General features: G+C 36.0%; 20 protein-coding genes, 1 tRNA gene and 1 pseudogene. 13 read left to right on the top strand and 9 right to left on the bottom strand.

Translation table 11 applies throughout. The features are described 5' to 3' along the window. Positions 1-161: 161 nt before the first annotated feature. From AB1280_RS11450 to AB1280_RS11440, 3 genes and pseudogenes are all read left to right on the top strand, one after another. The gene (locus tag AB1280_RS11450) at positions 162-494 is read left to right on the top strand and encodes a hypothetical protein (RefSeq protein ID WP_429757331.1); all 333 of its coding nucleotides are present in this window, start codon (positions 162-164) and stop codon (positions 492-494) included. Between the two features lie 1,229 nt (positions 495-1,723). Further along, the gene (locus AB1280_RS11445) at positions 1,724-2,332 is read left to right on the top strand and encodes a recombinase family protein (RefSeq protein WP_429755863.1); all 609 of its coding nucleotides are present in this window, start codon (positions 1,724-1,726) and stop codon (positions 2,330-2,332) included. A 234-nt stretch (positions 2,333-2,566) separates the two neighbouring features. Next, a pseudogene (locus AB1280_RS11440) lies at positions 2,567-2,767 on the top strand (N-acetylmuramoyl-L-alanine amidase); the annotation flags it as partial. 49 nt (positions 2,768-2,816) lie between these two features. Here AB1280_RS11440 and AB1280_RS11435 read toward each other — a convergent pair. After that, positions 2,817-3,119: a contact-dependent growth inhibition system immunity protein gene (locus AB1280_RS11435; RefSeq protein ID WP_429755862.1), complete on the bottom strand. Its 303-nt coding sequence runs from the start codon at positions 3,117-3,119 to the stop codon at positions 2,817-2,819. Positions 3,120-3,248: 129 nt separating this feature from the next. On the opposite strand from AB1280_RS11435, the gene AB1280_RS11430 reads away from it, so the two are divergent. Next, positions 3,249-3,338 carry an IS3 family transposase gene (locus AB1280_RS11430; protein WP_429757330.1) on the top strand — a complete coding sequence of 30 codons (90 nt, stop codon included), beginning with the start codon at positions 3,249-3,251 and terminating at the stop codon, positions 3,336-3,338. A gap of 29 nt (positions 3,339-3,367) precedes the next feature. Here AB1280_RS11430 and AB1280_RS11425 read toward each other — a convergent pair whose 3' ends face one another. The 6 genes from AB1280_RS11425 to AB1280_RS11400 form a co-directional block, all read right to left on the bottom strand. Next, positions 3,368-3,709, bottom strand: a complete 342-nt coding sequence (locus AB1280_RS11425) for a hypothetical protein (protein WP_429755861.1) — start codon at positions 3,707-3,709, stop codon at positions 3,368-3,370. A gap of 20 nt (positions 3,710-3,729) precedes the next feature. Continuing rightward, positions 3,730-5,289: an EndoU domain-containing protein gene (locus AB1280_RS11420; RefSeq protein ID WP_429755860.1), complete on the bottom strand. Its 1,560-nt coding sequence runs from the start codon at positions 5,287-5,289 to the stop codon at positions 3,730-3,732. Then, positions 5,286-5,648, bottom strand: a complete 363-nt coding sequence (locus AB1280_RS11415; RefSeq protein WP_429755859.1) for a DUF3958 family protein — start codon at positions 5,646-5,648, stop codon at positions 5,286-5,288. The genes AB1280_RS11420 and AB1280_RS11415 overlap by 4 nt, the downstream gene beginning before the upstream one ends. Positions 5,649-5,689: 41 nt before the next feature. Then, positions 5,690-5,965, bottom strand: a complete 276-nt coding sequence (locus tag AB1280_RS11410; RefSeq protein ID WP_429755858.1) for a TIGR04197 family type VII secretion effector — start codon at positions 5,963-5,965, stop codon at positions 5,690-5,692. A 185-nt stretch (positions 5,966-6,150) separates the two neighbouring features. Beyond that, positions 6,151-6,963, bottom strand: a complete 813-nt coding sequence (locus AB1280_RS11405; protein WP_429755857.1) for a tyrosine-type recombinase/integrase — start codon at positions 6,961-6,963, stop codon at positions 6,151-6,153. 158 nt (positions 6,964-7,121) lie between these two features. Further along, positions 7,122-7,194: transfer RNA gene (locus tag AB1280_RS11400), tRNA-Val, on the bottom strand. Between the two features lie 458 nt (positions 7,195-7,652). Here AB1280_RS11400 and AB1280_RS11395 point away from each other — a divergent pair. The 8 genes from AB1280_RS11395 to AB1280_RS11360 all read left to right on the top strand — a co-directional run bounded on the left by AB1280_RS11395 (position 7,653) and on the right by AB1280_RS11360 (position 16,226). Next, positions 7,653-7,889 (top strand): hypothetical protein, encoded by a 237-nt coding sequence (locus AB1280_RS11395; RefSeq protein ID WP_272187418.1) that lies wholly within the window; start codon positions 7,653-7,655, stop codon positions 7,887-7,889. Between the two features lie 150 nt (positions 7,890-8,039). Beyond that, positions 8,040-9,275: a D-alanyl-D-alanine carboxypeptidase family protein gene (locus AB1280_RS11390; RefSeq protein ID WP_429755856.1), complete on the top strand. Its 1,236-nt coding sequence runs from the start codon at positions 8,040-8,042 to the stop codon at positions 9,273-9,275. A 150-nt stretch (positions 9,276-9,425) separates the two neighbouring features. Continuing rightward, on the top strand, positions 9,426-10,001 hold the full coding sequence (sipW, locus tag AB1280_RS11385; protein WP_429755855.1) for a signal peptidase I SipW: 576 nt from the start codon (positions 9,426-9,428) through the stop codon (positions 9,999-10,001). Between the two features lie 203 nt (positions 10,002-10,204). Next, on the top strand, positions 10,205-10,792 hold the full coding sequence (locus AB1280_RS11380; RefSeq protein WP_429755854.1) for a TasA family protein: 588 nt from the start codon (positions 10,205-10,207) through the stop codon (positions 10,790-10,792). Between the two features lie 187 nt (positions 10,793-10,979). Then, a complete protein-coding gene (locus AB1280_RS11375) occupies positions 10,980-11,639 on the top strand; it encodes a DUF4047 domain-containing protein (RefSeq protein ID WP_429755853.1) in 660 nt (219 codons plus the stop codon). Positions 11,640-11,831: 192 nt separating this feature from the next. Beyond that, a complete protein-coding gene (locus AB1280_RS11370) occupies positions 11,832-12,488 on the top strand; it encodes an LPXTG cell wall anchor domain-containing protein (protein WP_429755852.1) in 657 nt (218 codons plus the stop codon). A 291-nt stretch (positions 12,489-12,779) separates the two neighbouring features. Further along, complete coding sequence (calY, locus tag AB1280_RS11365) at positions 12,780-13,373, top strand: biofilm matrix protein CalY (RefSeq protein WP_429755851.1); 594 nt, start codon at positions 12,780-12,782, stop codon at positions 13,371-13,373. Between the two features lie 465 nt (positions 13,374-13,838). Beyond that, positions 13,839-16,226: an immune inhibitor A domain-containing protein gene (locus tag AB1280_RS11360; RefSeq protein ID WP_429755850.1), complete on the top strand. Its 2,388-nt coding sequence runs from the start codon at positions 13,839-13,841 to the stop codon at positions 16,224-16,226. A 111-nt stretch (positions 16,227-16,337) separates the two neighbouring features. On the opposite strand, the gene AB1280_RS11355 is transcribed toward AB1280_RS11360, so the two are convergent. Together AB1280_RS11355 and sinI are read right to left on the bottom strand one after the other, a co-directional pair. Then, entirely contained in the window at positions 16,338-16,661 is a 324-nt protein-coding gene (locus AB1280_RS11355; protein WP_429755849.1) for a helix-turn-helix domain-containing protein, read from the bottom strand. An 84-nt stretch (positions 16,662-16,745) separates the two neighbouring features. Further along, the gene (gene sinI / locus AB1280_RS11350; protein ID WP_272187426.1) at positions 16,746-16,877 is read right to left on the bottom strand and encodes a DNA-binding anti-repressor SinI; all 132 of its coding nucleotides are present in this window, start codon (positions 16,875-16,877) and stop codon (positions 16,746-16,748) included. 346 nt (positions 16,878-17,223) lie between these two features. On the opposite strand from sinI, the gene AB1280_RS11345 reads away from it, so the two are divergent. Next, complete coding sequence (locus AB1280_RS11345) at positions 17,224-19,608, top strand: immune inhibitor A domain-containing protein (protein ID WP_429755848.1); 2,385 nt, start codon at positions 17,224-17,226, stop codon at positions 19,606-19,608. The last annotated feature ends 40 nt before the right edge of the window (positions 19,609-19,648 follow it).

Genomic DNA, 19,648 nt, shown 5'->3' with positions numbered 1-19,648 from the left:
GAATATATGTTAACGTTTAGCTGAGGAGTCTTTAAATTTAAGGGAATTTAACTATGGAAATGATAAATAAAATTTTAAGTGACCTTGCTAGGGTTAATGAGGGGCAGCAAGTGAGCAATGATTATGAGCTTATTCACTTATAGGGAAATAAACAGGAAGATATATATGAACTTGCAAAAAAGGATACATATGCTACTAATAATGACACAATAGAACTCATACAGATGAAAGAATGGAAGAAGGATTTCCTTGTTTGCCAATATTCTGATGGTGAAACGTCTTGGTTTGGAACAATACCACACGGGTATGATTTAAATGGATTGACACTGAAAGAATATATAATAGGACAATTATTGAATAAGTTTGAACAAGAAATAGAAGAAGTTTATTGGGTCAAATTAGAAACAGAAGGTTATTATGCATGTTGTTATGAAGAATATATGTTTAAAACGACTAGGGGCATTTCTTGTTTGAGTATGCAAGTACACGATTAAAAGGGTAAAATACCTTACTTACATAAAAATAACATTTCTACATGAGTTTTAGGTAAACTGTATTCAACATTTGTACGACCTAACTTTGCTTTACCTCTTTTACCTGCTCTGGACAAAATAAAGCGCCTCCCTATATCGGTAATTTGGTTTACCGCATAAGAAGACGTGAATAACTTGCACCCTAAAAAGTAAATGACCGCAATACTAGGGTGATTTTTGGTGTATAAAGTATAAAACATTAACACCTACAAACCCTTGTAGAAAACGGTCTCATAAAAATATATGATCCCGACTGGGTTCGAACCAGCGACCTCCACCCTGTCAAGGTTACGGAGGACCATACGGTAACTCATGACGTTAAATCAATCGCTAAATCATGCGATAAATCAACGTTAAAATAAAAACGTTCCTATTTCGTTACTAACGATTATAGCATTAGCACCGCAAAACTACAACGGAATATACCGTCACCTCGTCGATAAATAATCCGACATAGTTTTTGATAGTGACTACCGCTAACTAAGAAGGTGGACGGAAGAGGAGGTCGTAAATACTAGCGTCAATCCTAAGCGTAAATAACGAGATAACTTACTGATAAATCGGAGAAGGACAGGTGAGTATATTCGGTAAATATGAAGTCGTATAACGTAAAAAAGAGCGCTATTGTTAGCGCTCTAAAATAGGGAAACCGTTTGTGTCCTTTAGTATTATGTTGCATAACGATTATATCAAAATACTGGTGTATATTACCAGTCGTATAGTACGACCTTATTCGGACAGATCAACGGCATAACATATATACGTTGCTACGTGTCAACAAGCGGTACGACGTCGTACCAAATACGCAACGCGTTTCGTATAGTTAACAAAACTGAACAAAATCGACTATTCTCACCGTTATACACTACGTTACATACTTCCCGCTTTACCAGCCGCACGCTCGTGACGCACGTCCACCCTCTGAAACTCACCCTTAGATTATCTCTCCCACGCACGGTTTCCGTGCGTCGTAACCCGATCTATTTTCAATTCACCGTTTATTACTACCGTCCGTTACTACCGTTCGAGAAAGTATACCTTTACGAACCATCAATAACAGGTCGATTATTAAGTGAAGTTACGTTCGTTTAATGTAAGAAAATACTTTATGAACGTTCGTTTGTTTTATCGACTTTTACGAACGGTTATTTTACAATCGAATCAAACATAACAGAAAGGGAGTAAGGGGAATGGCGGAGAGTAGAAAGATTGGATACGTAAGGGTAAGCGCTAAGGATCAGAACGAGGGCAGACAGTTAGAAGCGTTAAAGGAGTTAGGTATTTCCGAGCGTGATATATACATCGATAAGCAAAGCGGTAAGGACTTCGACCGACCAGAATACCAGACGCTTAAACGTGCGTTACGTAAAGGTGATGTATTATACGTTCATTCACTTGATAGGTTAGGGCGTAATAAGGATGCGATATTAAAAGAATGGAATGAGATAACGCAAGAGATACAGGCAGATATCATCGTAATAGATATGCCGTTATTAGATACGACAAAGTATAAGGATAGTGTCGGCACATTCGTAGCTGACCTGGTACTACAAATACTGTCGTGGATAGCTGAAGAAGAACGTAAGAAGATACGCACTCGACAAGCCGAAGGTATAGCTAACGCACGTAAGCAAGGGAAAGAACTAGGTAGACCGAAAGTAATCATTACAGATAAGTTTATCGAAGTATATAAGCGATGGAAAGCTGGAGAAATAACGGCTGTAGTAGCGATGAAAGAGGCAGAAGTAGGGAAGACAACATTTTATAAGTTGGTAAAAGAATACGAAGAAAATATATAAGTCGGTAAATAATACCGGCTTTTTATTATGGGCGGGGGAGGTCCGGTGAGATTCCCGTCGCCAGGCGTAAGTAACATGCGCGAATCAAAAAATAACTTCGGGTCTAAATCACTAGATAATACTCTACGTTTTACGATATATAAGACGTTTTGAATGTATTTGTATTACTCCGCATATATACCGCTAAATTCCTAGACTATTCTCTAGAAAAATAGCGTTAAAATTGGCGCTAGCCTTTCCAAAGTAAATGACCTAAACTTCTATACGAAAGCTACGTGGGACAAGTCGTATGTAGCCGGTACTGTCGATGCAGGATTCGGCTTTACTATCGACGCAAAGGTTAGCGTAGCCGGGTATCCGCAATACCGCGTGCATAATTCGAAAGGTGTAACGTATTACATTACGGCTAGTGATGCGTATGTGAGTGTGAAGTAATAGTAAAGCCGACTTATATCACGCTGAGTCGGATTTGTTTAGTGTAATTTTATTTTTTACTTCTTATAGCTTCTTTTAGTATTTCAAGGGTCTGCTGTAACCATTCTATAGCTGTTAAGTTTAATGCAGGGAAATAAATGTAAGCATTATATTTAATAAATTCCTCTTTTTCACTATCAGTTAGATTACTGTTTAAAAACGAAAGTATGTGATTTTTAGTATTTTCGATACAGATTTTTGTAACTTCCATTATAAATTCATTAAGAGCTTCCTTAGGTGATTCAATATCTTGGTGAAATGTTCCTGCTAAAAAATTACCCAATTCTTCATAAGGTATGTATTTATTTTCCATACAAATTCTCTTCTCTACTTTTCTGGATATCCTGTAATAATAAAAATTCCTTGGTTATCTTTTTTCAAAACAATCACAGCATTTTCCAGTAAGGTGTTGTTATTTTATCTTGTTTAATTAAACGTTCGAATACATAAATACAATAACAAACGAATTAAAGCTAAACTAAAAGACATGAACTCGGTACAATACCGAGCCCATACCAAAGAAGTAGCTTAATATGAATTTCTTCATAGAAACTAATTTTTTTAGTTATTATCTTTATAAACTTTTTGTGCTTGTCCCCAAACTTCAATTAATTTTCTTAATTCGATTGTTTCTATTTTACATATATTAGGATCGTGGATAGAATATAAATCGACAATTAGGGTCTCATCTTTTTTTACTTGAACTGCACATAATATACCTTTAAATTCATTATATTCTTTTAAGTTATTTAATACTTCATCAATCTCTTGCAACCACCATTTAATTGGAATACCTTGTATATCGTTTTCTAAAAATGTTGCCACAATTTCTAGTCCTTTTGGTAATTCTATTTTTAAAGAATCTAGATCTTCATTTTTTGTTATAGTATAGTTATATTTCATTTTTGGGTACCTCACATTCTTCAATACATTGGATAAACAGTTATGATTTTATCATTAATAAGAACCAACCTAATTTCCATTCCTGCTGATGTTCTACCTGAATATAAATTACCATTTATACGTCTTTTATTGTTATAAGCCTCGTGAATTGCTTCTAGTACTTGTGTTCTATCCCAATGTTTTGGAAAAAAGGTAGATGGTGAGCTTTTCGGAACTCCACTAACTTCGATTTCAGCAGTATATACACCAAAACGATTAGGTGTTGATTCAGTTCCGGGTTTTATTTTTCCGCCTCCCATCATACTTTCATGATGGTATCCACCAGGTTCTCTATATCTATTAAAGTTTCCATGAAAAAGGTGTTCGACAGATTTATTGTTCATAAAAATAGAATTTGGATGAGACTTATATTTATCGAAGAATAAAAAAGTATCCTTCGCTTCATTAAACATAGGATTATCGAAAGATTTTAAGTTAAGTCCATTAGTATCGGCAAACGCCAATCGATTTCCTATACTTAAATTATCAACCCAATTTGTAACAGTTTGTTGTATACGTGGTACTTTGACGTCCTTTACTCTTGCATATCTGGCTCCTTTTAAAACTGTTGCGATTGTACCAATACCTTTATCAAAAAGTACACCTGTTGCGAATTGTGTTGCGCCATAACTGAACCATATTACAGCATCTTCAAAATCACCATTTTTTACATTCTTAATATACGAATCTGAAAGGACATTGTACATGGTTTTAAGGGTATAAAAAGGGTGCGATGCAGCATACGCCATATCTTCCCACGTTTCCTTGTCTCCCAATGCTTTGAAATCTTCTATTGAGTCTCCAATAGCTCGTCCAGAACCGATTTGCCATCCTTCTTTAAATTGATCTAATGTAGTCTTGTCATTCTTCATGAAATCAGATTGACCTAAAGCTTCGCTATCTAAATTGGCAAACCGTTCTGCTTCACGTTTTGCTATAATTTGTTGAATAGGGGCTGCCCAATCCATATTTAGTTCTTGTGTACTAAATGTTCCTGATGCAGGACTAAAACCTTTCCCGCTTTGGACTTCCGCAAGCCCTCGGGTAATACTCGTAGCTAGTTGAATTGCTGTATCATAGTTACTACTAGAAGTATAATTGAATTCATACAGATGTTCCAATTTTTCTTGTAACTTTTGTTTCATTGCATCAAAAATACCCATCATAGCTTGCATAGCTGGAAGGGCATTGCTAATTCCTTCAATACCTGCTTTTGTTCGGTCAATTTGTAGCATCTGTTCCTTTATTTCTTGCTCAATAACATCCGTTGTAGCGACTCGAGATTGGAAATCACTCGGGAAAGCATTATTTTGGTGAATTAATTCTTCGCATAAGTAAATGATTCCTTGCGCTAAAGGACGGAAGGTTTGTGCAAAGAAGGCTTTTGCACTGTCATAAGTTTGCCCTTGCAAAACAGCATCGAATACAAAAACATCAATTGAATTAATGACTTGTTCCATTCCTTGAATAGTTGCAGTACAAAAAGCATTCATACTCTGTGTCTGAGCTTGTACTTCTCCTAGATACATGTTTAGGCTCATGACCTCACCTCCAGTGATAATCTTTGGCGCTGATGGTGAATGTCATTTTCTAGCTTGCTTAAGTTTTGTTTCTCCTTTAGCAATGTTTCTTTTTGGTCTTCCAATTCGTATGTAAGTTTTCGTTCAATTTGTCCTGCATCTTGACGCAGATTATGAAAAAATTGTCCTAGTTCTCTATCGTTATGCCAAGTTTCTAATAAACGATCAAACAAGCGATAGCTTTGACCTTTCCATTGATAAAAATCTGCTTCTGCTTGTTCTTGCCTTTGAATCGCGCGTTGATTTTGATATTGTTCATCAGATAGACTTCTTAATTTTCCGTTCAGTTGCTTCATTTGTTTTTGAATATCTTGACTCATTTTTTCACTCCTACTTTTCCATGTTTATGTAGGTTGCTATCTCACTTGAACATTCTTTGAAGTTCGTTATCCATACGCTCAAAATCTTGAGCTACAGAATGAATGTTGCTAACTGCTTGTTGAAAGGCGCTATAAAATTGTTTCGTTAATTCCAAAGCTTGTTGATTCGCTTCTTGCGCTTTGGAGTTGACAGATAACGTTGTACGTGATGATTTTGTTATGGATCTGCTTGTGGCACTTTGAATCGTATTGGCAGCGGTACCCATTTGCGTCGCGATTTGTCCTGCCGTTTGAATATTACTTTGAAATTTCCCCATCGCCTGCATCCTCTCTATACTTAATAAAACATGAAAATTATACCATATCTGTATAGACTTTTATATTGACAGAAATAGAGTATCTTTGTTTTAAAGGTGTTTTTTAATTCCGAAAGTCAATTTAGACCGCATATCTCTTAACGTGTGACGTCGTATGGTTTGTCCATAAAAAAGAAACCGGCTGCTTATTTGAGCCGGCTTATGTATTTGTTTCTTTTATTATGCTTCGTATGCCATTCTATCAGGGAATTCTTCGTTCCTTTTAAGACATCATCGAAATCGACTCTGTTCTCCGTTACCAACTCGAAAATAAGTTTGCTCGTTTGTTTTTGTATCGGAACTATCCGATATTTTCTACTTTTTGCATTCCGTCCTCTCACATGTATAACGTTGTTCTCAAAATCTACATCGCTAATAGTTAACGTCAAAGCTTCACTAATCCGTAGCATTCCGTCTAGTAGAATGTTCATTAATACGAAGTCTCTAAAATCGCTGAATTTCCTTTTGTCAGGTGCGCTTAGTAGACGTTTGATTTCGTCTAAGGATAGCGTTTCAATTTCTTCTAACGGCTCGTTAAGATTTTTAACCTTTAGTAAGGGATTTTCGTCAAGAATTTGCTCCTCGTATAAATACCGACTAAATGCTCGTAAAGTTTTCAGTCTAGTATTTACGGTAGATTCCGATAGACCAACCGTCATATGTTCCTCTTTTTTAAAACGATGCCCCTCGAATTTAATCTTTTCATTTCGCATATAAACGATGTAGTTTCTGATTATTTCTGTATCAAGTGCGCCTAACTCATGCGGTATACCTTTCTCGTTTAAATACTCAATAAAATAATGAAAGTTTTCGCGGTACTGACGTAAGGTACCAGGCGCTCGTCCTTCGGCTTCTTTTACGTGAGTGAACGTTGTAAATAGAATGTGCAAATCATCTAAGGTACGGCGAGTAGCACGTGTTTGTTTGAGACGCTTACCTTTCAAACGATTAGAAGACAAACAAAAACCCCCTTTCCGTTTTGTAACGAAATAGGGGGTTTCCATACCGACATACAGTTTGGCGGTGTACCGAAACCCTGTCGGTTAAATCAACGATTAAATCATCGCATAAAAATAGCGCTCTATCCGTTGATAGAACGCCATTTTACCGTATTTTATGATCCCGACTGGGTTCGAACCAGCGACCTCCACCCTGTCAAGGTGGCGCTCTCCCTGCTGAGCTACGGGATCATGATAAATAGTGATGGATAAACATCTTTGTTATTTTATGGTCTCTATTATAAATGAAATGATGTGAATTCTACAAGACTTTTTATTTGTAAATTTCAAATAATAACCAAAAGGGTGTTGTTTTTCATTTTATAACATTATATGTATTCTACATGATAATGCAGGAAAGGTATATTCTGGCAAATATGATATGATGAAATAAATTGGATATGGGTGTATAGGGGAGCAAGATGTTTAAAAAAGGGATTGTGTTTGTTGTGGAGGTCTTGTTTTAGTAGGAGTCATATTTGGTGATTTCCAGTTGTTTGATAAGACGGATTAAAAAGAAAGAAGTTTTCCATTTATTTAGTAGTTTTTAGGGCATATGAAGAGTTCATTTTTTACCGTTTTATTAATATATTATACAAAGGAATAATTAATAGGTTTATAAGAATAAATATACGAATGAAGGGATGTAAATGGTAAGAAAGAATTTTAAAATGTATGTGCCGAGATATAGAACGTTTTCTATTAATGGAGCAGTTTTTGATGTAGATGTATCTCAAGAAGAATTTGGAGAAGAGCTTGTAAGATGGATGGAATCAAAGGGTTGGTCATTTATCGGGGTAACGGATGAGATAACGGAAGAGGAAGCGAAAAAAAATCTTATGGATCTTTTAAGTGATGAGGGGGATAAAGAGGATAAGGAGGAGTAATTCCTCCTATTTTTTATGTATTGTTGTTCTGTCTTTTTTTGTAAAATTATGATATACTGGAAAACGGTAAATAGAAGGTAGTGTCGTATTCTATTTTGATTTTTATAATAAATAACGTATATATATAGAGTTAAGAAAAGGGAGAAGTGAATGTTTAATTGTAAGAAGATTTCGGCTTTGGTTATTGCAAGTTTGTTATTTTTGCTTGCGCCTGTTAAGTTGTATGCAGAGAATTCACCAGCGCCGGAGGTATTTGGACAGTTTGCGGTGTCAGTGGATGCGAAAACAGGTGATGTTTTGTATGACAAGAATGCGAATCAACATGCTTTTCCTGCTAGTATAACGAAAGTATTAACGAGTATTTTATTGATGGAGAATGTGCAGCCTGGAGAGAAAATTAGTTTTTCTCAAAAAGCTCTTGAACAGGAGAAAAGTAATTATCAAATTGAATTTCAACAAGGTGAAACGATAGATCGTGATACGGCACTTATGATTTTGATGGTGCTGAGTGCGAATGATGTAGCGTATGCGATTGCGGAGCATGTGGCAGGAAGTCCTGAAAATTTTGCGAAGATGATGAATGAGAAGGCAGTACAGTTAGGTGCAAAGGATAGTCATTTTGTTACGCCAAACGGTCTTCATGATCCAAATCATTATACAACAGCGTATGATATGGCTATGATTACAAGAGGTGCGATGAAGCATCCAGAAATTATGACGGCAATGAATACGAAGAGAACAACTGTTACAACATCAAGACAAACTGCTTCTATCTTTAATAAAGGTCAATATTTTGAAAATCCAAATTGTATTGGCGGGAAAACAGGTTTTACAAATGAAGCACGTAATACACTTGTACAAATAAATGAGAAAGACGGAAATCGTATTGTAAATGTTGTAATGGCTTCACAAAAGCCAGAAATTTATGAAGATATGAGAAAGCTTGCTGATTATGCATTTCCGCAATTTGCAAAACAACAAGTGGTAGATAAAAACAATTGGACTAAGCAAATGCTTTACTTGAATAAGTCAGTAGATGGTGAGCTTGAGCGAAGTGGTGATCTTGTATTAAAACAAGGTGAAGCGAAAAATGTACAAGTTGTTTTTAAAGAAAAGCATGTTGATGAGGCGAGTTTATATCAAACAGGTCTTCACCGCGGTGATGTGATTGGGACTGTAGATCTTAAGAAAAATGATCAAACGATAGAAAGTATTAATGTTCTTTCGAAAGAAAATGTTGTATTTGAGAAGCCAGGAGAGAATAGTATAACAAAATCTACTTTTTCGTATGAGTTAATGGCTGGTATCGGTGCTGCTATTCTTATTGTTTTTAGTACCTTGGTATTTCTTTGGAATCGTAAAAAACAGAAGATGTTGTCGCGATGAAAATAGGCAGATGTATTTTGCCTATTTTTTATTGTGTTTTTTGAATATTCGTTATAATATGAGTTTAGGTTCGTTAAAGAGAACGTCGAATGGGAATGTTTTTTGCGATTTGTTTATATAAAGACGAAATAAACGAAAGGAAGGAAACCGATGAAGTTAGTACGGAAGGTAATTAGTAATATTATTTCTTTTGTTTTGTTTACGATTATGGTTGTGTTAGCGTTTGTTGTTATTTCGTCAAAGGCGAGTGGCGGCGATCCAACGGTAATGGGATACCAATTCAAGGCGGTATTATCAGGATCGATGGAACCTACGTTTTTAACAGGATCTGTTATTGCAATTGAACCAACGAAAGATGGTTCAAAATATAAAAAAGGCGATGTTATTACGTTTAAAGAGAAAGATAATAAGATTGTTACTCATCGCATTATTGATGTGAAAAATATAAATGGAAAAGTTGCTTATGAAACAAAAGGTGACAATAATAATGGTCCGGATTTAAATCCGGTTCTTTCTGAAAATGTAATTGGAAAATATGCAGATATTACTGTACCGCATGTTGGTTATTTATTAAGTTATGCAAATTCGAAAGCCGGGGCAGCATTGTTATTAGTTATTCCAGGTGTTTTATTGTTGGGATATTCTGCAGTTACTATTTTTGGAGCAATACGCAGCATTGATTCTGAAAAGAAAAGCAAGTCTTCCGATGCAGGGCAATCTGTATAAAGTGAAACTTCTATCAGTGGGGCACTGATGGAAAGCTTGTCTAATCGGAATTTTACGGACAGTTATCTTCCAACTAGCTTCTTAGATTCTCTCCCAAGCTTGAGAGGGGGCATATTACTGCCCACAAATAGCGGGATAAAATGGTTATACTCTTCAATCATTGAAGGTTAACAAATATATGTAGAGCTTAGGGGGAAAGTGGGATGACATTAAAAAAGAAGTTAGGAATGGGCGTAGCGTCAGCGGTACTTGGAGCAGCACTAGTTGGCGGAGGAACATTTGCGTACTTTAGTGACAAAGAAGTATCAAATAATACGTTTGCAGCAGGTACGCTTGATTTAGTAGCAAATCCAACGACAATTGTTAATGTAGATAATCTTAAACCTGGTGATACAGTTAAACGTGATTTTAAACTAGAGAACAAAGGTTCTTTAGATATTAAAAAAGTATTACTACAAACAGATTATAGTGTAGTAGATACAAAGGTAGATAATAAAGAAGATTTTGGTAAACATATTAAAGTTACTTTCTTGAGAAATATTGATAAACATGAAACAATCGTGAAAGAAACAACGTTAGATAAATTAAAGAAAGACACGCTTACAGCTGTAGATAATGATCTTATTGCTTGGTTTTGGGATGAGAAAGGTATTTCTGCAGGGAATTCTGATAAATTCACTGTGAAATTTGAATTTGTTGATAATGGCAAGGACCAAAATGAATTCCAAGGCGATCAAGTTCAATTAAAATGGACGTTTAATGCACAGCAAACTGCTGGTGAAGAAAGGTAAAGTGTAAGGAACAAGACTATCTTTATTAGATGGTCTTGTTCCTTATAAAGAATGTTATAATTCTTTATAAGGAATATAAATTCATCTAATGGCAGGTGTGAATATGAAAAAATCATCAAGGAAAGTAAGAAATATTCTTATATTACCATGTGTCTGTTCTATAGCTTTTTATATGGGATCTCAAGTCGTGACACATACAGAAGCATCTTATGTAAGTCAGCAAAAAGTAGAGGCAACCTTATCAACTGCGATGGTTTTTCCAAAAACAATTGAAAAGTTAACAGGGGAAGTAAAGCAACATAGAGAAGCGATTTTCAATCATTTTAATGCGATCAATTATGCAGGAAATGGAACTGTTGCAGAATTAGAAGGAAAACTTGTTGAATGGAAGCAGCACCGAGAAGCAATAAAGACGGAAATTACAGCACTACAAGCTAACTTTACGGAAATTGAGTCTTATTATAAAACAGCGGTAGAAGATGCAAAGAAAAATAAAGAGAGTTCTGCACAAGAAGTATTAAAATATGTACAAACAGGTTTTAATGAAGTGCAAAGTATTAGCAGTGATGTTGAGAAACAAGCAGTTTTACAAAAAGTAGATGAACGTATTGGGGCATTAGAAAAACAAATAAATGAAGAGAAAAAGAAACAAGCAAACAGTGTTCAAATCATATCATCTGTACAACCTTCAAATTCTTCTCAGCAAACAGAGCAGCCTCCAAAACAAGAAGAGAACAAGCAGGATAATCGTAAGAATGAAGAACAGTTGAAACAAAATCAACAGGGTACTCCACCAGTACAGCCTGATGAAAAGAAAGAAGAATCAGCTGCGGGAACAAAGCAGTAACGCATGCTTATAAGGAAAGGCTAAAAAATAGATTTTCTGAGAATGCAGATAGGGTAAAAATATCTTCCAAGATGAAAACTGAATTTCAAATGTACAATTCATACATCATAAGATACAGGCAAAGATAACGTTTTTAATCGAAAAGGCGAGTCGCCTTGCCTTTTCCTATTTCATATTTTATGAGGGATGATTATGAAACGGAAAAAGCTGTGGTATATCGTGGTCGTATATTGTATAGTTGCATTCATCATTGGAATTACAACAAGTAGGGAAAAAGTGCTCGCTAAGGAGCGTAAGGAGATTGATTTAAGTCTTACACCAAAAGAGATGCTACTTGATGTAACGAAGGATATGAAGCCTGGGGACTGGGCGAAACGGAGCGTTCGTGTGAATAATGATGGGACAACGGGATTTTTATATACGATGTCTGCTGAGTTCACAGAAGGATCTAAAAAGCTATATGATGGATTAACATTAGAGGTAAAGGATAAGCAGGAACGTGTTCTTTATAAAGGAAGTTTAAGTGGTTTTACAAAGCAAACAGGACGTATATTATCCGCTGAGCAGAGTGAACAGTTACAATATATTGTGCGCTTTCCTGAAGAATTAGGAAATGAGTATCAAGGATTAGAAGCACAAGTTAAATTTGTATTTTATGCTGAAGAAGATGGTGGTCATATTGGAGAACCGAAAGATTTTAATGGAAGTACAAATGGAAATGATTCAGCAAATTATATAAAACTATTACCGCGTACAGGTGCTGATTATATGTATTCCATCTTAATCGGAATTGGAATGATGATGGCGGCGGGATTTCTTGTATACGGAAAACGAATGAAGCGAAAATAAAGGAACGTATTATATATGTATAAAAAAAGAGAAATTGTAAGGAAAGTGACGAAAAAGCTAGGAAAGTAAATTAAAACGTTAAAAAAACAGAAAATACAGAACTTTTTGAGGTTTTATTTCCGTACCGTATGTTCTTTATAATGAATATAAGGGACTTAGTAAAGAACATACATAGAGCTATTTGGGTGGCAGACATGCAACGGTTATGTTGAAACAAAGCAACTATTTTATTAGTTACATCTCTTATCTACATAAGAGCTAACAATAAAAAGAAAATTGGGGGAATTTAGAATGGGTCTTAAGAAAAAATTAGGTATGGGAGTAGCATCAGCAGCGTTAGGCTTATCTTTAATCGGTGGAGGAACGTTTGCATTCTTTAGCGATCAAGAGGTATCCAACAATACGTTTGCAGCGGGTACGTTAGATCTTGCACTTAATCCAAAAACAATCGTTGATATCGACAACTTAAAACCAGGCGATTCCGTGAAAAAAGAATTTTTATTACAAAATAAAGGTTCATTAGCAATTAAAGATGTAAAGCTAGCTACTAAATATACAGTAACTGATAGCAAAGGCGATAATAATGGTGAAGATTTCGGTAAGCACATTAAAGTGAAGTTTATCTGGAACTGGGATAAGCAAAGCGAACCAGTATATGAAACAACATTAGCTGACCTGCAAACAGCAGATCCAGATGTAGTTGCAAAAGATGTATTTGCTCCTGAATGGGCTGAAGAAGGTGGATTAAAAGCTGGTTCAGAGGATTACCTATGGGTACAATTCGTTTTCGAAGATAATGGAAAAGACCAAAATATCTTCCAAGGCGATAAGTTGAATTTAGAATGGACTTTCAATGCTTCACAAACTGATGGTGAAGAGAAATAAGCAATATAATGAAAGCGGAGGGATTCCTCCGCTTTTTATAATACAAAAAAAGCACTTTCATCGAAAGCACTCTTCTCGCATTATTTTTGCTGTTATTTCCACTTATTAAACTCTAAGAAATTCACGAAATTGTTCTTTTGAAAGTACAATGTTGGTTAGCTCTGTGATGATTGATTTCCATGTCTCAAAACGTTAGATACTTCCGCGCTGCTCATATTCATATTTAAAGCTTATTACTATAAATCAATTCATTCTGAATCAAGTACTTTTTTCTGATCCGTTTGCATAAATAACGCGCCTTGTTATAACGATATCCCCTAAAATCAATAAATTTATATATAAGATCATCTGGAAAAAACGTAATTTTTCAAAAATATTACAAATTAAGAGAATATATTGCAAATTAATATAATTTTCTTTATTATCAAAATATTATCACATATTTTGGTTTGGGGAGGAATAGGGATGAAGAAAAAGCCTTTTAAAGTGCTGTCTACGCTTGCGGCGACAGCTGTGCTTAGTTGCACATTTGGATTTGGCAGTCAATCTGTTTATGCAGCAACGCCGTCTAATGTAGGATCTTTAACTCCAATTGACGATCATTTAATTCCAGAGGATCGTTTAGCGGACGCGCTCAAGAAACGCGGTGTAATTAGTGAATCTGCGTCGAAAGAAGACACATTAAAAGCTGTTGAAAAATACGTAGAGAAGAAAAAAGGCGAAAATGCTGGAAAAGAACCAGCAGCGGGGGATAGTGTTACACAAGAAGCTTCTGACTTTTTGAAAAAAGTGAAAGATGCAAAAGCAGATGCGAAAGAAAAAGCAGGTCAACCAACTGGAGGGCCAGCAGCTGGACAAGCTCCGGTTAAAGGTGGACTAAATGGAAAAGTGCCAACTAGTTCAGCGAAGCAAAAACAATATAATGGTGATGTTCGCAAAGATAAAGTACTTGTATTACTAGTTGAATATGCTGATTTTAAACATAACAATATCGATCAAGAACCAGGTTATATGTATTCAAACGATTTTAATCAAGAACATTATCAAAAAATGCTGTTTGGTGATGACCAGTTTACACTCTTTGATGGTTCGAAAATCCCAACATTTAAACAATATTATGAAGAGCAATCAGGTGGCAGTTATACAGTTGATGGAAAAGTAACAAAGTGGTTAACAGTTCCAGGTAAAGCAGCAGATTATGGTGCAGATGCTGGCGATGGCGGTCATGATAATAAAGGGCCAAAAGGACCACGTGACCTTGTAAAAGATGCTTTAAAAGCAGCTGTAGATAGCGGTATGGATTTATCTGAATTTGACCAATTTGATCAATATGACATAAATGGAGATGGAAATAAAAATGAACCAGATGGTCTTATTGATCATTTAATGATTCTTCATGCTGGAGTTGGGCAAGAAGCAGGCGGTGGTAAATTAGGTGATGACGCAATTTGGTCACATCGCTGGAATCTTGGAAAAGTATATCCAATTGAAGGAACAAAGGCAAAGGTGGATAACTGGGGCGGTAAAATGGCTGCATACGACTATACTGTTGAGCCAGAAGACGGAGCAGTTGGTGTATTCGCACATGAATTTGGTCATGATTTAGGTCTTCCTGATGAATATGATACGAAGTATTCTGGTGCAGGTGAGCCAATTCAATCTTGGTCTATTATGAGTGGCGGCAGCTGGGCTGGTAACATTGCAGGGACAACACCAACAAGTTTCTCACCGCAAAATAAAGAGTTCTTTCAAAAGAACATGGGTGGAAACTGGGCAAATATTGTTGAAGTCGATTATGATAAGTTAAATAAAGGTATTGGTTATGCAACATTCTTAGATCAAAGTGTAACGAAATCAGCTCGTCCTGGTATGATCCGTGTGAACTTACCAGACAAAGATGTAAAAGGTATTCAGCCTGCATTTGGTAAGAAATATTACTATAGTACAAAGGGCGATGATCTTCATACGACATTAGAAACGCCAGTGTTTGATTTAACAAAAGCAACAAATGCGAAATTTGATTACAAATCATTGTATGAAATTGAAACGGGCTATGACTTCCTTGAAGTACATGCAGTGGCAGAAGATGGCAAGAAAACGTTAGTGGATCGAATTGGTGAAAAGAATGTGAAAAATGGTATGGACACAACAGATGGTAAATGGGTAGATAAGTCATATGACTTAAGCCAATTTAAAGGTCAAAAAGTAAAATTAGTATTTGAATACATTACAGATGGTGGTTTAGCACCAAATGGATTTACGCTTGATAATGCTGCATTAACTGTCGATGGAAATGTTGTGTTCTCTGATGATGCAGAAGGCGAATCAAAATTAAAATTAAACGGTTTCGTTGTATCAGACGGTTTTGATAAGAAGAAAAATAACTACTATTTAGAGTGGAGAAACTACGCTGGTGCAGATGAAGCATTACAATATGGTCGTGGTCCAGTGTACAATACTGGTCTTGTTGTATGGTATGCAGACTCTAGCTATACAGATAACTGGGTTGGTGTTCACCCAGGTGAAGGTTTCTTAGGTGTTGTTGACTCTCATCCAGAGGCAATTGTGGGAACATTAAATGGTAAACCATCTGTTGCAAGTAGCACACGATATCAAATTGCAGATGCTGCGTTCTCCTTTAATCAAACGCCAGCGTGGAAAGTTGTTTCTCCAGCGCGCGGAACATTTGATTATAAAGGATTACCAGGTGTAACGAAGTTTGATGATTCTAAAACGTATATGAACAATTTAATCCCAGATGCAGGACGTAAAGTACCGAAGCTTGGATTGAAATTTGAAGTAGTTGGACAAGCAGATGATAATTCTGCAGGGGCAGTTCGTTTATATCGTTAATAATGGAAAAGCTGTTGAAGAGGGATTCTTTTCAACAGCTTTTTTTGTGTCTGAACATCTTTTTATAATATAAATAAAAAGAGTACCTTCATTGAAAGCACTCTTCTCGCATCATTTTTTTTGTTGTTTCCACTTATTAAACTCTAAAAATTCACGAAATTGCTCTTTTGAAACACCAGAATGCATGGCCTCTTTAACAAGTTTGATCCACTCAGAGTCCATTGTATGTTCCTCGGTTGGTTCATCATGAAGAAGTACATCAACAGGAACGCGCAGAACGTTTGAAATCTTTTCGAGAAATTGGATCGAAGGATTTTTTTGTAAGTTTCGTTCAATGGAACTAATATATGACTTTGCAACGCCTGCTTTTTCGGCAAGTTCTGTTAAGGAGATGCCTCTTTGTAGACGCAGTCGTTTTATACGTTCTCCAATCATATTAGCGCACCTTTCTTACTGTATGTATTCAACTTAAGATGTAAATTATTATAACACATTTTTCTTTAAAAAGAACAATATCGATTAATTCTGAGAGGGTTCATTTCCATGTTTCAAAAAGTTAGATACCTCTGCACTTGTCATATCCATATCTAAAGCTTCCAATAATAAATCAATCCATTCTAAATCAAGTACTTCTTTGTTATCTGTTTGCACAAATGACGCCTCCCTAATAATTGCGATTATAAAAGCTAGAAAACTAATTTATTAACACTGTTATAATATGGAAAAATAAAATTGCGTTAAAATACTATAAAATTTGTATATTTTTTAGAAGATTTATCAAACAAGACTAATATCTTGCAATTACATACAGAAATTGTAATGGTTTTATCAACTTTTATCAATATTTTCTGAAAACATTACTAAATCCGAATATGCATAAATCCAAAACAAAGGATTTTTTCAAAATTATTACAAATTTAGACAGTATATTGTAAATTTAGTGAATTTTTTCTATTATCAAAATATTAGAACGTATTTTTTTGGGGGAGGAATAGGGATGAAGAAAAAGCCTTTTAAAGTGCTGTCTACGCTTGCAGCGACAGCTATGCTTAGCTGCACATTTGGGTTTGGCAGTCAATCTGTTTATGCGGCAACGCCATCTAATGCAGGAACTTTAAGCCCAATTGATGAAAATTTAATTCAAGAGGATCGTCTAGCAGAGGCGCTCAAGAAGCGCGGTGTAATTAGTGAATCTGCATCGAAAGAAGACACATTAAAAGCTGTTGAAAAATATGTAGAGAAGAAAAAAGGCGAAAATGCTGGGAAAGAACCAGCGGCAGGAGATAGTGTCTCAAGAGAGGCTTCTGACTTTTTGAAAAAAGTAAAAGATGCAAAAGCAGATATGAAAGAAAAAGCAGATCAGCCAGCTAGTGGCCCAGTAGCTGGGCAAGAGCAAGTTAAAGGTGGATTAAATGGAAAAGTACCAACTAGTTCAGCGAAGCAAAAACAATATAATGGTGATGTTCGTAAGGATAAAGTTCTTGTATTGCTAGTAGAATATGCTGACTTTAAGCATAACAATATTGATCAAGTACCAGGTTATATGTATTCAAATGATTTTACTTCAGAACATTATCAAAAAATGTTATTTGGTGATGAGCCGTTTACGCTCTTTGATGGTTCGAAAATTCCAACATTTAAACAATATTATGAAGAGCAATCAGGCGGTAGTTATACAGTTGATGGAAAAGTAACAAAGTGGTTAACAGTTCCAGGTAAAGCAGCGGATTATGGTGCAGATGCTGGTGATGGCGGTCATGATAATAAAGGGCCAAAAGGACCTCGTGATCTTGTAAAAGAGTCATTAGATGCAGCTGTAGCAAGCGGTACGGATTTATCTGAATTTGACCAGTATGATCAATATGACATAGATGGAGACGGAAATAAAAATGAACCAGATGGTCTTATTGATCACTTAATGGTCATTCACGCTGGAGTTGGTCAAGATGGAGGAGGCGGTAGATTAGGTGACGACGCAATTTGGTCACATCGCTGGAATCTTGGAAACCCATATCCAATTGAAGGAACAGAATCAAAGGTGAATAACTGGGGCGGTAAAATGGCAGCATACGATTACACAATTGAGCCAGAGGACGGAGCAGTTGGTGTATTCGCACATGAATTTGGTCATGATTTAGGTCTTCCAGATGAGTATGATACGAAGTATTCAGGATCAGGTGAGCCAATTAACTCTTGGTCTGTTATGAGCGGCAGCTGGGCAGGTAAAATTGCAGGTACAACGCCACCAAGTTTCTCTCCGCAAAACAAAGAGTTCTTTCAAAAGAACATGGGCGGAAATTGGGCGAACATTGTAGAGGCTGATTATGATAAATTAAATCGCGGTATCGGTTTTGCGACATACTTAGATCAAAGTGTAACGAAATCAGCTCGTCCTGGTCTGATTCGCGTTAATTTACCAGACAAAGATGTAAAAGGTATTCAGCCTGGATTTGGTAAGAAGTACTACTATAGTACAAAAGGCGACGATCTTCATACGACATTAGAAACGCCAGTGTTTGATTTAACAAATGCAACAAATGCAAAGTTTGATTACAAATCATTGTATGAAATTGAAACGGGCTATGACTTCATTGAAGTACATGCTGTGACAGAAGATGGTAAGAAAACGTTAGTGGATCGAATTGGTGAAAAGAATGTGAAAAATGGTATGGACACAACAGATGGTAAATGGGTAGATAAGTCATATGACTTAGGGCAATTTAAAGGCCAAAAAGTAAAATTAGTATTCGAATACATTACAGATGGTGCTATGGCACCAAATGGATTTACGCTTGATAATGCGACATTAACTGTCGATGGAAATGTTGTGTTCTCTGATGATGCAGAAGGTGACACACAATTTAAATTAAACGGTTTCGTTGTAGCAGACGGCTTTTATAAGAAGAAGCATAACTACTATTTAGAGTGGAGAAATTATGCTGGTGCTGACCAATCGTTAAAATATAGCAACGGTGTACAGTACAATACAGGTCTTGTTGTATGGTATGCAGACTCTAGCTTTACAGATAACTGGGTTGGTCTTCATCCAGGCGAAGGTTTCTTAGGGGTTGTTGACTCTCATCCAGAGGCAATTGTTGGAACGTTAAATGGTAAGCCATCTGTTAAAAATAGTACACGATACCAAATTGCAGATGCTGCGTTCTCCTTTAATCAAACGCCAGCGTGGAAAGTTGTATCTCCATCACGTGGAACATTTGATTACAAAGGATTACCAGGTGTAACGAAGTTTGATGATTCTAAATCTTATATGAACGACTTAATCCCAGATGCAGGACGTAAATTACCGAAACTTGGATTGAAATTTGAAGTGGTTGGACAAGCAGATGATAATTCTGCAGGGGCAGTTCGTTTATATCGTTAATAATGAAAAAGCTGTTGAAGGGGATTTCTTTCAACAGCTT

The sequence above is a fragment of the Bacillus sp. S10(2024) genome (assembly GCF_050473865.1).
GTDB lineage: Bacteria > Bacillota > Bacilli > Bacillales > Bacillaceae_G > Bacillus_A.
The sequence above is the reverse complement of the archived record's forward strand: the minus strand, read 5'-3'. Positions and strand labels throughout refer to the sequence as shown.